This window comes from Enterococcus sp. DIV0236, assembly GCF_050558525.1.
Classification (GTDB): Bacteria; Bacillota; Bacilli; order Lactobacillales; family Enterococcaceae; genus Enterococcus; species Enterococcus faecalis.
In genome coordinates this window covers 700504-715049 of sequence record NZ_CP187891.1, presented here as the reverse complement: position 1 = coordinate 715049, position 14546 = coordinate 700504, and the positions used below count along the sequence as shown (strand labels likewise).

General features: G+C 38.5%; 14 protein-coding genes. 6 read left to right on the top strand and 8 right to left on the bottom strand.

Features of this window, described 5'->3' with window-relative positions; translation table 11 throughout:
- Window positions 1–134: 134 nt before the first annotated feature.
- Window positions 135–2303 carry a PTS transporter subunit IIBC gene (locus IGK27_RS03440; protein ID WP_033626377.1) on the bottom strand — a complete coding sequence of 723 codons (2169 nt, stop codon included), beginning with the start codon at window positions 2301–2303 and terminating at the stop codon, window positions 135–137.
- A 280-nt stretch (window positions 2304–2583) separates the two neighbouring features.
- Between IGK27_RS03440 and IGK27_RS03435 the strand changes: the two genes are divergently transcribed.
- From IGK27_RS03435 to bopD, 4 genes are read left to right on the top strand one after another with little or no spacing between them, the layout of a single operon-like run.
- The gene (locus tag IGK27_RS03435) at window positions 2584–4878 is read left to right on the top strand and encodes a glycoside hydrolase family 65 protein (RefSeq protein WP_033626376.1); all 2295 of its coding nucleotides are present in this window, start codon (window positions 2584–2586) and stop codon (window positions 4876–4878) included.
- Window positions 4871–5539, top strand: a complete 669-nt coding sequence (pgmB, locus tag IGK27_RS03430; RefSeq protein ID WP_002355844.1) for a beta-phosphoglucomutase — start codon at window positions 4871–4873, stop codon at window positions 5537–5539. Before IGK27_RS03435 ends, pgmB begins: the two co-directional genes overlap by 8 nt.
- Window positions 5529–6536 carry an aldose epimerase family protein gene (locus IGK27_RS03425; RefSeq protein WP_002385070.1) on the top strand — a complete coding sequence of 336 codons (1008 nt, stop codon included), beginning with the start codon at window positions 5529–5531 and terminating at the stop codon, window positions 6534–6536. Before pgmB ends, IGK27_RS03425 begins: the two co-directional genes overlap by 11 nt.
- 23 nt (window positions 6537–6559) lie before the next feature.
- Window positions 6560–7570 (top strand): LacI family transcriptional regulator BopD, encoded by a 1011-nt coding sequence (gene bopD, locus IGK27_RS03420; RefSeq protein ID WP_002358859.1) that lies wholly within the window; start codon window positions 6560–6562, stop codon window positions 7568–7570.
- A 73-nt stretch (window positions 7571–7643) separates the two neighbouring features.
- Here the strand turns inward: bopD and IGK27_RS03415 are convergent, their stop codons facing one another.
- The 5 genes from IGK27_RS03415 to IGK27_RS03395 form a co-directional block, all read right to left on the bottom strand.
- The gene (locus IGK27_RS03415) at window positions 7644–7853 is read right to left on the bottom strand and encodes a hypothetical protein (protein WP_430596428.1); all 210 of its coding nucleotides are present in this window, start codon (window positions 7851–7853) and stop codon (window positions 7644–7646) included.
- 169 nt (window positions 7854–8022) lie between these two features.
- Window positions 8023–8544: a GNAT family N-acetyltransferase gene (locus tag IGK27_RS03410; protein WP_002355839.1), complete on the bottom strand. Its 522-nt coding sequence runs from the start codon at window positions 8542–8544 to the stop codon at window positions 8023–8025.
- Window positions 8537–9031: a tRNA (adenosine(37)-N6)-threonylcarbamoyltransferase complex ATPase subunit type 1 TsaE gene (gene tsaE, locus IGK27_RS03405; RefSeq protein ID WP_002393465.1), complete on the bottom strand. Its 495-nt coding sequence runs from the start codon at window positions 9029–9031 to the stop codon at window positions 8537–8539. The genes IGK27_RS03410 and tsaE overlap by 8 nt, the downstream gene beginning before the upstream one ends.
- Before the next feature lie 141 nt (window positions 9032–9172).
- Window positions 9173–10156 (bottom strand): phosphate acetyltransferase, encoded by a 984-nt coding sequence (gene pta / locus IGK27_RS03400; protein WP_002355836.1) that lies wholly within the window; start codon window positions 10154–10156, stop codon window positions 9173–9175.
- 155 nt (window positions 10157–10311) lie between these two features.
- Window positions 10312–10992 (bottom strand): uracil-DNA glycosylase, encoded by a 681-nt coding sequence (locus tag IGK27_RS03395; protein ID WP_016622781.1) that lies wholly within the window; start codon window positions 10990–10992, stop codon window positions 10312–10314.
- 133 nt (window positions 10993–11125) lie between these two features.
- On the opposite strand from IGK27_RS03395, the gene IGK27_RS03390 reads away from it, so the two are divergent.
- Both IGK27_RS03390 and IGK27_RS03385 read left to right on the top strand, forming a co-directional pair.
- Complete coding sequence (locus tag IGK27_RS03390) at window positions 11126–11995, top strand: Cof-type HAD-IIB family hydrolase (protein ID WP_002383369.1); 870 nt, start codon at window positions 11126–11128, stop codon at window positions 11993–11995.
- A gap of 51 nt (window positions 11996–12046) precedes the next feature.
- Window positions 12047–12571 (top strand): LURP-one-related/scramblase family protein, encoded by a 525-nt coding sequence (locus IGK27_RS03385; protein WP_002355833.1) that lies wholly within the window; start codon window positions 12047–12049, stop codon window positions 12569–12571.
- A gap of 45 nt (window positions 12572–12616) precedes the next feature.
- On the opposite strand, the gene IGK27_RS03380 is transcribed toward IGK27_RS03385, so the two are convergent.
- Window positions 12617–13180 carry a GNAT family N-acetyltransferase gene (locus IGK27_RS03380; RefSeq protein WP_002355832.1) on the bottom strand — a complete coding sequence of 188 codons (564 nt, stop codon included), beginning with the start codon at window positions 13178–13180 and terminating at the stop codon, window positions 12617–12619.
- 96 nt (window positions 13181–13276) lie between these two features.
- The gene (locus IGK27_RS03375; RefSeq protein WP_002385067.1) at window positions 13277–14497 is read right to left on the bottom strand and encodes a 3D domain-containing protein; all 1221 of its coding nucleotides are present in this window, start codon (window positions 14495–14497) and stop codon (window positions 13277–13279) included.
- Window positions 14498–14546 lie beyond the last annotated feature (49 nt).

The following is a 14546-nucleotide window of genomic DNA, read 5'->3' as shown; positions in this document are numbered from 1 at the left end:
TGATAAACGGCGGGAACAGAACCAACTCCTTCGGAAATAAGCCGAAATTATCCAAAAATTAAAAAGCAATTTCCGGAAATTCCTTCTTATTTCTCGGAGTTAAACGGTTCTGTCCCGACCTCATACCTAATCATTTAAATTTCAATCTGTCCGATCACAGTTCCCGCAGTGGTGGTTCCTAGTTGATGAATAACTACTTGTTCCACTTTGTCGCTGTTTGTAAAAGCGACAATAATCGTTGTTTCTTTGCCAGCTTGTTCAATCACATCCAAGTTCATTTTAGCTAGTTTCGTCCCAGCTTTCAATGATTGTCCTTCTTTAACAAAAGATTCAAAAGCAGGTGTTGCCATTTCAACTGTATCAATTCCCATATGGACAAGTACTTCAATACCTTCTTCTGTTTGTAGCCCAATCGCATGTTTGCTTGGGAAAACACTTAGGACTTTCCCCGAAATTGGTGCCACCACCTCTCCTTCTAGAGGCTTAACTGCAAATCCATCCCCCATCATTTTTTGTGAAAAGACAGGATCATTGACTTGCGCCATTGGAATAACTTCCCCTGTCGCTACAGCCACGAAATCTTTTTTCTTACCTAAGAAATTCGTTGTTGGCACTCCTGCTGTACTTTCTGCTATAACTGGTTCTGGAATGTCAACGCCGGAAGCTAGTAAATCTTCAATATCGGATTTTAAAACATCAGCTTTTGGTCCATAAACGGCTTGAACGCCATTATCTTTCACAATCAAGCCCATTGCGCCTGCCCGTTTCCACGCCTCTTCCGAACCGACTTTTTCTCGATCCTTTACACTGACACGTAAGCGTGTCATACACGCATCAACTTCTTTGATATTTTGTTTACCACCAAGTAAGTAGACAATTTGCGCGATTTGCTGATCGACGACGCCTAAACCAGCCGCGCCAGATGCGATTTCTTCGCCGTTATCATTGTCGTAGTTTCCATTTCTTCCAGGTGTTGCGTAATTAAATTTTTTAATTAAGAAATTCGCTAAGAAATAAGTGACAACACCAAAAATGATGACCATTAAAACAAAATTGATTAAATCGCCACCTAAACCAGCTTTTATTGCTAGCGGTGTTCTTGTTAACAATTCAATATTTCCAAACGAATGCACACGCAATGGTAAAATATCAGCCATTGCAAAAGCAGCACCTTGGATCACGGCATAAATCACATAAAGCGGCACTGCAGCAAACATAAACATGAATTCTAACGGCTCTGTCACACCAGTTAAGAAAACAGCTAAAGCAGCAGAAAAATACATTGATTTATATTTAGCTTTTTTATCTGCATCGACATTACGATACATCGCCAAAGCCATCCCCATTAAAATTCCTGAAGAACCAATCATTTGGCCTACTTTGAATCGAGCTGGTGTCCAATTTTCTAAGACAAACTGATACTTGCTCATATCACCAGCACCTTTAAGATTCACTAAGTCTGTTGCCCAAGCCAACCATAAAGGGTCTTGACCAAAGACTTGGGTTCCAGCTTGTGCGCCAGATAAAATTTCATACGTTCCACCTAATTGTGTATAGTTGATTGGAATCGTCAACATATGATGTAACCCAAAAGGTAATAACAAACGTTCCAACGTTCCATATAAGAATGGCGCTAAAATAGGCGCACTATCTTGAGATTGCGCAATCCATAACCCAAAATTATTAATTCCCGCTTGAATATTTGGCCAAATAAGTGCTAATGCAATTGAGACAATTGTTGACCACAAAATAACGACAAATGGGACAAACCGTTTACCATTAAAAAATGATAGCGCATCTGGTAATTTCCGATAATTGTAATACTTGTTGTAAGCCATCGCACCGACAAAACCAGCAATAATTCCTACAAAAACACCCATATTTAATGCCGGAGCTTCTAAGACACTTGTAAAGAATCCCTTCACCATAATCTTGGTGCCAAATAAGGTATGCGTGAAAGCTTGTTCATCAGCTAACATTTCATTTGTTACACCAAAAATGGCTCCAGTAATACGGTTGATTAAAACAAAAGAAATCCCCGCTGCAAATGCTCCACCTGCACGATCTTTGGCCCAACTGCCACCTATTGCTAACGCAAATAGTAAATGTAAGTTGCCAATAATTGCCCAACCGATACTCTCTAGAACTCCGCCTGTTGTTACTAACAAGCCTAAATTAGGATCGATTAAAGGAAGCGATTTCCCAATACTAATCATTAAACCCGCTGCGGGCATTACTGCCACAACGACCATTAAAGCTTTCCCGAATTTTTGCCAAAACTCAAAACTAAACATTTTTTTCATTCCTGCCACTCCTTACGCAATCGGTTTCGTTATGTTGCCATTATATACTCCTGTTTCCTTTTTGTAAATGCTTTAATTTCAAAAATATTGTGGAAAACAACTCCCTACTACTTAATCCTTTTTTATTTTGTCTTTTAATAAAGCAAATAAAGCTCCTTCTATCCTACCTTTGTTTCAGCTTTTATTCATAAGATTACACTTTTTAAGCATTGACTATTGACTAATGCAATCGGTTGCGTTTATGATAGACCTATCAATAAAATCACTGAGGGGGATTCTCATGAAACAAATCAAACGTTTATTCCAAATTGATCCTTGGAAAATCCGTACTACACACTTAGATAAAGAAAATTTACGTTTACAAGAATCATTAACGAGCATTGGCAATGGCTATATGGGGATGCGGGGAAATTTTGAAGAACACTATTCTGGCGACTACCATCAAGGAACCTATTTAGCAGGTGTTTGGTATCCAGACAAAACACGTGTTGGTTGGTGGAAAAATGGTTATCCTGAATATTTTGGTAAAGTGATTAACGCAATTAATTTCATCGCAATGGACTTACAAATTGATGGACAAACAATTGATTTAGCCACTACAACTTACGAAGATTTTTCTTTAGAATTAGACATGCAAAACGGGGTTCTTTCTCGGCAATTCACCATCCAAACACCGAAGAACAAAGTGCGCTTCTCTTTTGAACGTTTTTTAAGCTTAGAAAAAAAAGAAGCAGCTTACATCCACTTAACAATTGAAATGCTGGAAGGTACAGGCACAATCACTCTTCACTCAAAATTGGATGGCGATGTTCAAAATGAAGACAGCAATTATGAAGAACATTTTTGGGAAGAAAGAGCTATTGAAACACAAGAAACACTTGGTTTTGTTACAACTAAGACCATTCCTAACAACTTTGAAATAGAGCGTTTTACAGTGACTGCAGGCATGCGCCATTTCATCGATGGAGCCTCTGTTGTGCCTACATATACACAACAGCCCTTGGCTTTAACCGCAGAATTGACGGTGTCTTTAAACGAAGGCGAAACGACCGCTATCACAAAAGAAGTGCTTGTCGTTACCAGTCGTGATGTGCCAGAAACGCAACAAATCAAACGAGTAAACGAATTATTTGCAGAAATGACTACCTTGTACCCTGAAGCAAAAGCTGGGCAAGCTGCCGCTTGGGCAAAACGTTGGCAATTAGCTGATGTTGTTATTGAAGGAGATGATGAAGCCCAACAAGGCATTCGTTTTAATCTTTTCCAACTTTTCTCAACCTACTATGGCGAAGACGATCGTTTAAATATCGGACCAAAAGGCTTTACTGGCGAAAAATATGGTGGTGCCACATATTGGGATACTGAAGCATATGCTGTCCCACTTTACTTGGCGTTGGCTAAGCCCGAAGTTACTAAAAATCTACTGAAATATCGCCACAATCAATTGCCTCAAGCCATTCATAATGCCCAACAACAAGGGTTAAAGGGTGCCCTTTACCCAATGGTTACTTTTACTGGTGTCGAATGTCATAATGAGTGGGAAATCACTTTTGAAGAGATTCACAGAAATGGTGCGATTGCTTATGCGATTTATAATTATGTCAACTATACAGGAGATGAAGATTATCTAAAAGATGCTGGTCTAGAAGTACTTGTAGCAATCGCTCGTTTTTGGGCAGATCGGGTCCACTTCTCCCAACGTCATAAACAATATATGATTCATGGCGTAACGGGGCCAAATGAATATGAAAATAATATCAATAATAACTGGTATACCAATACCATCGCTGCGTGGGTTCTACGTTACACCCGTGAGTCTTATTTAAAATTCCAAGAAGAAACAACGCTCAAAATTGCAGACGACGAATTAGCTAAATGGGCAGACATTGTAGAAAATATGTACTTCCCAGTGGATAATGAATTAGGCATTTTTGTACAACATGACACTTTCTTAGATAAAGATTTAATGCCTGTTTCTGATTTACCACTTAGTGAGCTGCCTTTAAATCAACATTGGTCATGGGATAAAATTTTGCGGTCTTGTTTCATTAAACAAGCCGATGTTCTTCAAGGAATTTATTTCTTCAATGACGCCTTTTCTTTAGAAGAAAAACGCCGGAACTTTAACTTTTACGAACCAATGACTGTCCATGAATCTTCTCTTTCACCAAGCATTCATGCTGTGTTAGCTGCTGAATTAGGCATGGAAGAAAAAGCAGTGGAAATGTATCAACGAACAGCGCGCCTTGACTTAGATAATTACAATAATGATACAGAAGATGGCTTACACATTACCTCAATGACTGGTAGTTGGCTAGCGATTGTTCAAGGTTTTGCCCAAATGAAAACGGACCATCAACAACTAAAATTTGCACCCTTTTTACCAGCGACATGGACAGCCTACTCATTCCACATTAATTATCGGAATCGTTTACTATTTGTTGAAGTTGCAGCAGACCAAGTGGCCTTCACTTTACTCGACGGTCCTGCAATTCCATTAACTGTTTACGATCAAAAATACACGTTAAAAGATCGATTAGTTTTACCGATCAGAAAGGAAGAAGTTCATGTTTAAAGGCGTTTTGTTTGATTTAGATGGCGTTATTACTGATACAGCAGAATTTCATTACCACGCTTGGAAAAAATTAGGGAACGAAATTGGAATTTCCATTGACCGTGTTTTCAACGAACAACTGAAAGGTGTAAGCCGTGAAGATTCTCTGCAGTTACTGTTAAAATACGGAAAAAAAGAAGGCACGTTTTCTTCTGAAGAATTTGCCCAGTTAGCGCAACGGAAAAACGATTATTACTTGGAAATGATCCAAGCGATTACGCCTGAAGATGTCTACCCAGGAATTCTTTCTTTATTAACGGAATTACGTGAAGCCAATATTAAAATCGCCTTGGCTTCTGCAAGTAAAAATGGGCCTTTCCTTTTAGAAAAAATGCAATTGACGCCCCTTTTTGATGCCATTGCTAATCCAGCAGACGTTCAGGCAGGCAAACCCGCTCCAGATATTTTCATTTTAGCTGCGAAAGAAATTGATTTGACACCAGCAGAATGTCTTGGCATTGAAGATGCCAAAGCTGGGATTCAAGCGATTCTTGCTAGTGGAGCGCAGCCTGTTGGCGTTGGCCGCAAAGAAGAGTTAGGCGAAGGGTTGCCCATCGTGCCAGAGACGAGCGCTTTAACGTTTGATTACTTAAAAAAAGTGTGGCTTGATCATGAAGGATAATCGTATCACCGTAACCGATATTCCAAACACAAACTTAAAAAAAATTACTTTGAAGAACGACTTTTTAGAAGTCGTTCTTCTCAATTATGGCGCGCGCCTCCATCAACTTTTGATGCCAAACAAAAATAATCATTGGGAAAATATCCTTTTATCGTATGATTCGTATCAAGATGTATTAAAGGATCAAAGCTTTTTTGGCGCCACTGTTGGGCCAGTTGCTGGACGCATACGTAATGGCCATTGGCAAAATGGAATATTAGAACAAAACAGCGACAGTCATCATATCCATGGTGGCTCAAAGGGGTGGTCTTTTCAATATTGGACAGTCGAGCCCTTTGAAAAAAAAGATATCATTGGCGTTGCTTTTCATTTAACCGATACCATTTCTGGCTATCCTGGACCAATTGAGGCCACCATCACCTACCAGCTAGAAGATAATCATTTACGAATGATCAGTACTGGACGGAGTAAACAGGAAACACTTTTTAATCCTACAAACCACGCCTACTTTAATTTATCTGGCGATGGAAAGTTAGACATTCTGTCACATTTGCTATCTTTGAACTGTCAAGGTATGTTAGAATTAGACGATAATAAGCTGCCTACTGGACGGATTTTACCAGCTTCTGAACTATCCATACGTTTTAATGAACTGACACCTATCGAAACAATCCTCCAACGCTATCCAACTGGGTTAGATGATGTTTTCCCCTTAGTTGGCTCTGACTTAAGACAGCCACAATTATGCTTACAAGAACCTACTTCTGGAAGAAAAATGACGATAGCAACAACGAACCAAAGTATGGTATTATTTTCTACGACTGGTTTTGAGGCTCCATTTTCTATTAATGGACAAGCGATGCATTCAAACTATGGCTTAGCAATTGAACCACAAGAGTATCCAGACATTGTTCATCATCCTCAGTGGGGCTCTATTTTATTACCAGCTAATAAAAAGCAAACCTACCAAACGGTTTATCAATTTAACCTTCTATAATCACTAAGAAAGGCGTGGCAAAAATGGCAATTACAGTAAAAGATGTCGCTAAGAAAGCGGGGGTTGCAACCTCAACCGTTTCGCGTGTCATTAACGATCATCCAAGTATTTCTGAATCGACAAAAAAGAAAGTGCGAAAAGTCATGGATGACTTAGGCTATGTGCCAAATATGACAGCACGGAATTTGGGTAAACGAATTTCAAGTGCCATTGGCGTAATTTTACCTCCTTTAGATTCGAAAGAACGGTTAGGGAATCCATTTTATTTAGAAATTATGGAAGCCATCAACGAGGAAGCCCGTCTTTACGATATGACTACTGCTATTGCAACTGCCAAAAGTTTTGATGTACTATTGGAAAACGTTAAAAGAATGCATCTTCAAAAACAAGTGGACGGTTTTATTCTTGTGTATTCAGATAGTAAGGACCCCGTCATTGATTACTTATACGAAAACAACATTCCCTTTACTTTAATCGGTCAACCTTACCAACATGAAACGGAAATAGTTTACGTGGATAATGATAATCAATTATTAGGGAAACAAGCGACGGAATTTTTAATTGAAAACGGCCATAAAAATATTTTATTTGTGACCAATACAACGCATGAAAGTTTGTACTTTGAACGTTACTTTGGTTATCAAAAAGCAATGATGATGCAAGGATTAACTGTTTTACCAAGCGTTGCGTTAGAAAAACCTGAAGATTACATGGCTTTCGATGATATTCTTCATCAAAATAATGCCACGGCGTTGGTGGTGATTGATGATATCTTTGCTTTGCGGACGATGCAACTTGCGCAAATCTATGGTTATCAAGTTCCTGAAACGTTATCCATTATTAGTTTTAACAACTCAATCTTTTCAACATTGACACATCCTTATCTAACAAGTATTGACATCGACACGTCAGAATTAGGTCGAATGGCGATGAAAAAATTATATGAATTAATCCACGAAGAATTGACGAATGGTGTCCGTCTCGTTATTCCTCACAAATTAATTAAGCGTGAAACAGTTATTCCTATTCATTAAAAAAGAAGCGTAAGCAGTTTAACACTGCTTACGCTTCTTTCTATGTGTACGCTCTTATTCGTATGTATTACTTTTATAAAATAACTTTTTGCGAAATTTTTTTCCAAAACGTTTCTTCTTTTGCATCAAATTGAGCTGGTTCCCCGTCAGACAATTTTTCATTTAATAATGATAATTTTTCTTGATGTTTTGCATACTCATCTTTTTTTATTAGCTCTAAACGATACGCACGATCCAAGATCGACTCTCGATAGTTAACATTCATCTTCGTTGCCTTCGTCATTTCTTACATTCCTTCCCAAAATAAATTTTCATTTTTTCGTTAAATTCTTCTATAATTATAACAAAAATATCAGAAAAATAAATATGAAACAAACGATAATTGCGAAAATTTTGTTTTTTCATGCAATTATCGTTCGATTATTTAAGAAATTAAAATTATTAACCAATAATTAATCAATCAGCAAACGCATTAAATGAACATCTAAAAATTCACCTTGGTCTGTTTTGGCGCCCCGAGGCATAATTGCCTCTGTTTCAAACCCTAATTTTTTATAGACATGAATCGCTCGTTGATTACGATCCTGTACCGTTAATTCCAAGCGACGAATAACATGACTTTCATGCGCCCAGCGAATAAGTTCTTCCATCAGGATACTGCCCAGTCCATAGCCCCAGTACTGTTTTAAAATACTAATGCCGATTTCACCAATATGCTCCATCCGCTTTTTAGAAGAAGCAGACACAGATGCGGTCCCAATGATCGCTTCTCCCGCTAATGCCACCAATAAAACATTATTTGGCGATTCATAGAGTGTTGCTAGATTTTCAGCCAATTCTGCTGTCGACATAGCCATTCCTCGCTCATCCATTACCAAATAGGGCGTTTCACTCCCAATTTTTGACATCACAGATAGTAATTGATCCGCATCAGTAGGCACTGCTTCTCGAATAGAAAATGTTTGTTCAGTCATATTCGCGAGCCTCCCACGCTTGTAAAATCTCTGCTATTCTTTCTTCTGCCAATGGACCAGTTCCGCGGAATTCAAGAACTCTCTTGTCCACTTCTTGAGAATCTTTATTTAAAATAATTTCTAAATAATCTTCTGGCAATTCTTCTTCAATCAAGCTGCCCCATTCTACAACGGATAGCCCATCTCCTTCAAAATACTCATCTAACCCTAATTCATCCGCACCCTCTTCAACACGGTAAACATCCATATGGTATAACGGAAGTCGTCCTTGTGGATATTCTCGGATAATCGTATAGGTGGGACTTTTAATCATTTGGGAAATGCCTAATCCTAAAGCAATCCCTTTCGTCATTGTCGTCTTACCGGCCCCTAAATCACCAGTCAGGACAATTACATCACCAGCTTGTGCCTTTTGTCCAATGATTTTAGCAATTGCTTCTGTTTCCAATGGATTGTTCAGGACAATGTTCATTTTTTTGCCTCCCATCTGCAAGAATCTATGTATGAAAGTATACCGAAAATTCAATAAGTTGACTAGTGGCAGCTTCAAAAAAATAAAGTTGAGGCCCAAGTGTCCTGGGAACCTCAACTTCTACTTTGCTTATTTATCATGCTTTGACATAGTTAATTAGTCGTTCATTAATGTTTGAGCAGCTGTAATGATTGATAATTTATAAACATCTTCTTCGTTTGCACCACGTGATAAGTCAGAAACTGGTTTGTTCAATCCTTGTAAGATTGGGCCAATTGCTTCAAAGTTACCTAAACGTTGAGCAATTTTGTAGCCAATATTTCCTGATTGTAAATCTGGGAATACAAAGACTGTTGCTTCTCCAGCAACTTTTGAGTTGGGCGCTTTTAATTGTGCAACAGAAGATACATAAGAAGCATCAAATTGTAATTCACCATCAATCGCATATTCAGGTGCTAATTCTTGCGCAATTTTTGTAGCTTCAGCAACTTTTGTTACTTCTGGTGCTTTTGCAGAACCTTTTGTTGAAAAACTTAACAATGAAACTTTTGGTTCAATGTCAAATAATTCAGCTGTTTTGGCACTATCAACAGCAATTTCAGCTAATTCTTGTGCAGTTGGGTTCACGTTAATCGCGCAGTCTGAGAATAAATATCTTTCTTGGTCACGACCACGAATCATTAAGAAGGCACCACTTGTACGGCTTACGCCTGGTTTTGTTTTAATGATTTGTAACGCAGGACGAACTGTATCACCTGTTGAGTGGATAGCACCACTAACCATACCATCAGCAATACCCATGTAAGTTAACATAGTACCGAAATAGTTGACATCTTTTAAGATTTTTTCAGCATCTTCTTTAGTAGCTTTTCCATTACGGCGTTCAACAAATGCTTCGACCATTTCATCCCATTTTTCATAATCATTTGGGTTGATAATAATAAAGTTTGATGTGTTGATTCCACGAGCCATAGCAGCATTTGCAATATCTGTTGGATCACCAATTAAGATTGGTTCTACTAATTCATCAGATTTTAAGCGGGCAGCAGCACCTAAGATTCTAGGATCTGTTGCTTCAGGGAAAACAATTTTGATATTACGGCGTACGACTTTAAATTTTAAGCTATCGAATAATTCCACGATAAACCCTCCAGTTTTATATTTACAAAATCCATCATACACTATTCTCAATGAAAATAACAGTTTTTTCTAGCTGTATTAGTCAAAAAAACCAATAATCCGATAAACTTTTCACAAACTAACTCTTCTACACTATAACAGATTGTGCTGTTACATTACACTGTTTCAGGAAGTTGCCAATCAATCGGCGTTTCCCCTAAACGTTCTAGAGCGGCATTCGCTTGAGAAAACGGACGTGAGCCAAAAAAACCACGATGCGCTGACAATGGACTTGGATGTGGCGATTTGATAATCACATGCCGAGTCATATCAATCATTTTAATTTTTTCTTGAGCTGGACGTCCCCATAAAATGAAAACAACGGGTTTTTCACGCTCATTCAACTTTTCGATAATGACATCTGTCAGTTGCTCCCACCCTTTACCTCGATGGGAATAGGCTTGACCTGCCCGAACGGTCAACACAGTATTTAATAACAACACGCCTTGTTTAGCCCAGCTTTCTAAAAAGCCATGGTTGACGGGTTGGTACCCTAAATCAGCTTGTAATTCTTTGTAAATATTCACAAGAGATGGCGGCACTTTCACACCTGGCTGGACAGAGAAACTTAGTCCGTGTGCTTGATTGGGTCCATGATATGGGTCTTGTCCCAAAATTACTACTTTTACTTCTTCAAAAGGGGTTAGTTCTAACGCTGAAAATAAATGATACATATCTGGATAAATCGTTTGTGTCTGATATTCTTTTTTCAAAAATTCCCGCAATTCTTGATAATACGGTTTTTCAAATTCAGCAGATAAAACGGTTTGCCAACTATTGTGAATAATTTCTTTCATAATGCTCACTCCTTCGCTCTCTAAGCATAACGAATTTCTCCAAACCTGACAAGAAATTTCTGGGTACTTTCTCTTGGAAAAACGTGGTAAACTATAGGTAAGCTTTAAATAGATAATGAGGTGTAGAGAATCGATGATTAAATTAATTGCTTCAGATATGGATGGAACACTTTTAGATGCAAAAATGAGCATCACAAATGATAACGCTTCAGCAATTCGCGAAGCGGAACGTTTAGGAATCGAATTTATGGTTGCTACTGGCCGCGCATATACCGAAGCGAAACCCGCGTTAGAAGAAGCTGGAATTGACTGTGCCATGATTACTTTAAACGGCGCCCAAGTGTTCGACAAAGATGGACACTCACTTTTCACGGCTGGGATCGAAAAAGAAACAGTAACAGAAGTACTAACTATTTTGAGTCAACACAATGTTTACTATGAAATCTCTACAAATAAAGGTATTTTTTCTGAACATCAAGAAAAAAGAATTGAAAACTTTGCCGCTCATATTGCAGAATCCATGCCCCATTTAACTTATAAAGTGGCGATCGCCATGGCTTCAGCACACCTATCTTTATTGCATATTACCTATGTTGATCGTTTAGACGACATTTTAAAAGATGATTCGATTGAAGTCCTTAAAATTATTGGCTTCAGTATGGATGGGCCGAAAGTATTAGGTCCTGCTGGGATGGAAGTAGAAGAACTAGATGATTTGGTTGTTACCTCTTCTGCGCTTAATAATATTGAAATTAACCACCGCCTAGCACAAAAAGGGATTGCGGTTGCGCGCGTCGCTAAAGAACGTGGGATTCCCGCTGAACAAGTCATGACTATTGGTGATAATTTAAATGACGTCAGCATGATTCAATGGGCTGGGGTAAGTTTTGCAATGGGCAATGCCGAACTGGAATTAAAAGAATACGCTAAATATGAAACAGCCACTAATTTAGAAAATGGTGTTGGCGAAGCCATCCTGCGTGCAATAAGAGAAGATTTGTAATAAGCACTACCAGTTACAGCACTCATTTATATATAGAAAGGAGATCGTGTCGTGTCTGAATTTTTTATTCAAGAACAACAGTTAGGAAAAGTTACGCGAACCATCGTGAAAGACCAAGCAGGCCGTTCACTTTTTCTATTGGTGGGGCGCTGGGGCACACGAGGAGATGCGCTTTCTTTATATGCAATGAACGGAGAAATTTTAGCCAGTATTAAACAAGTTTCTTGGACTTTTGGTACACGATTTGAGTTATATCAGCGTTTTGAAAAAGTGGGTACTCTACGAAAACTGTTCAATTTGAATGCTGATTTCTATTATGTTCAAGGCCTTCACTGGGCAGTTGTTGGGGATATCAAAGCGCACCAATATTCAATTTATCAAGTCCATAAAAAAATCATGTCAATGGATAAAACCATGCTTTGTACAGGCGACTATTTTGTTTTAACTGTTGCCAATGATGAGGACGCACCGTTGTGCATCTGTATAGCAGCTGTCCTTGACTACTGGTTATATAATAAGAAAAAACAAAAAACTTCCGATGATTTTGGATTAGATTTTGATCCTTTAACGGATTAATGAAAAATAACGAAGCTAAAGTGATTGACTTTAGCTTCGTTATTTTTACACTTCTTTTTGCATATGATTGTATAAGTGACCACTAATAGTCATTGTTGTGACATCTTTAAAGCCTTTGCTTGCGTATAACTTTCTCGCCCCTGGATTGTCAAAATCAACATTTAGACCCAAGGCTTGCTTCCCGCTAGCTTTGGCTACTTCAGGTAAAGCATCTAATAACTTAGAACCAATTCCCATTCCACGGAAACGTTCATCCACAGAGATCGTGTCTAAATACCATTCATTAGGCAAAGTTTCTTCTTCAATAAATAGCCGAACATCTTCTGCTAAGCCATGTTTTTTAAAGACTTCTCTTAAAGGTTCATCAATAATCTTTTCATCTTCCGCAGGATAGCCGACAGCAATCCCTGCAACTTCACCTGCATGTTCATAAACTAAAATTCGTTGATAGCCATAGCGATAGGTTGGATACGCCGTTGCCTCTGCTAACAGGTCAATCATTTGTTCTTCTGAGACTTCTTCTAAAATTGGTAACTCCATATCTTTTAAAATAACTAAGACCAGCCGAGCAATCGCTTGACCGTCTTCTTTTGTTGCCGAGCGAATCATTGTAATTCTCCTTTACATTTAACTAAAAAAGAACTGGCTACTATCATTACTGACTTAGCCAATTCCTTTTATCTTGTCTTTAGTATAACAAATTTATTATTGAATTTCTACTGTAACCTGACGTCGTCCCCAAAGACGGCATTGGTCTACTGAATCAAAATGAACATCAATAATATTTCCTTGAATAGCGCCACCTGTATCTCCAGCAATAGCAAAGCCATAACCAGAGACTTTCACTAATGAACCTAGAGGAATTACACTTGGATCGACTGCAACTACATTGCTTTCTTTACTTAAGTCAATACCAGTAGCACTTAGATTACTTGCACCAGCTTCGCGCCAAGAATAAGCAGTTGATTCCATCTGAAGCACACGACCAGAGCCAGTTCCTGGTGTTGATGATTCGCCTGTCGATGATTCTGGCGTTGATGACGATTCGGATGAACTAGCTGAACTTGAAGATTCAGTGCTACTGCTTTCCGTACTTGTAGAAGAGCTTGATGCTTGACTGCTTGACTCTTCAGCAGCTTCGGCTTCTAGTTTAGCCGCCGCATCTGCTTGCGCTTGTTTGTCGGCAGCTGCTTGTTTCTTCGCTGCTTCTGCTTTGGCAGTTTCTGCCGCACGTTTTTTCTGTGCCTCAGCTGCTGCTTTTTCGCTGACTAAGCGTTGTTGCTCTTTCTGTTTGTCTGTCGAAATTTGAGCCAATAATTCTTCATTATTCGCCATTTTTTCTTTTAACTCAGAGACTTTATTATTCATTGAAGAAGCTTCAACTTGTAATTTCTCTTCATTTTGTTTTAAAGTTGTTTGCGTATTTTCAACTTTTTCTTGTAATGCAGCTAATTTTTCTTTTTCGCTAGTTAAGCTTTCAATCTTTTCCCGTTCAAAGTTTTGTAAAACGGTCATGGCGTAGGCCCGATTAAAGAAATCTGATAAATTTTCTGCATCTAATAAGGCTTGCCAAGTACGTTGGTCGCCATTTAATTGAATATCCTTCATACGATCGCCAACAGCTTCTTTACGACGAGAAATATTTTTTTCTGTTTTTTCTATTTCCTCTTTCGAAGTTTTCAACGTATCTTCCGCTTTTGAAATTTGCGTTTTTAAACGTTCGATTTCCGCATATTTAGCATTTACATCGTCTAAGGCTGAATTGATTTCTTTACTAATTAACTCCCCAGATTGTTTCGCTTGCGCTTCTTTTTCTTGCAACGAATCAAGTGATTCTGCTGCCGCAGCGACTGGAAGTCCAAAATTGATAAGCATCATTGTTGTTAAAAATGGTATCAACTTTTTAACCTTCACTAAATCCAACACCTTTCCTAACTTATCTAAAACACCTACTCATTATACTAGTCAGGAGGGC

Coding starts and splice junctions, on each gene's coding strand:
- IGK27_RS03440 (WP_033626377.1), bottom strand. CDS start 2,303: ATGAAAAAAATGTTTAGTTTTGAGTTTTGGCAAAAATTCGGGAAAGCT.
- IGK27_RS03435 (WP_033626376.1), top strand. CDS start 2,584: ATGAAACAAATCAAACGTTTATTCCAAATTGATCCTTGGAAAATCCGT.
- pgmB (WP_002355844.1), top strand. CDS start 4,871: ATGTTTAAAGGCGTTTTGTTTGATTTAGATGGCGTTATTACTGATACA.
- IGK27_RS03425 (WP_002385070.1), top strand. CDS start 5,529: ATGAAGGATAATCGTATCACCGTAACCGATATTCCAAACACAAACTTA.
- bopD (WP_002358859.1), top strand. CDS start 6,560: ATGGCAATTACAGTAAAAGATGTCGCTAAGAAAGCGGGGGTTGCAACC.
- IGK27_RS03415 (WP_430596428.1), bottom strand. CDS start 7,853: ATGACGAAGGCAACGAAGATGAATGTTAACTATCGAGAGTCGATCTTG.
- IGK27_RS03410 (WP_002355839.1), bottom strand. CDS start 8,544: ATGACTGAACAAACATTTTCTATTCGAGAAGCAGTGCCTACTGATGCG.
- tsaE (WP_002393465.1), bottom strand. CDS start 9,031: ATGGGAGGCAAAAAAATGAACATTGTCCTGAACAATCCATTGGAAACA.
- IGK27_RS03395 (WP_016622781.1), bottom strand. CDS start 10,992: ATGAAAGAAATTATTCACAATAGTTGGCAAACCGTTTTATCTGCTGAA.
- IGK27_RS03390 (WP_002383369.1), top strand. CDS start 11,126: ATGATTAAATTAATTGCTTCAGATATGGATGGAACACTTTTAGATGCA.
- IGK27_RS03380 (WP_002355832.1), bottom strand. CDS start 13,180: ATGATTCGCTCGGCAACAAAAGAAGACGGTCAAGCGATTGCTCGGCTG.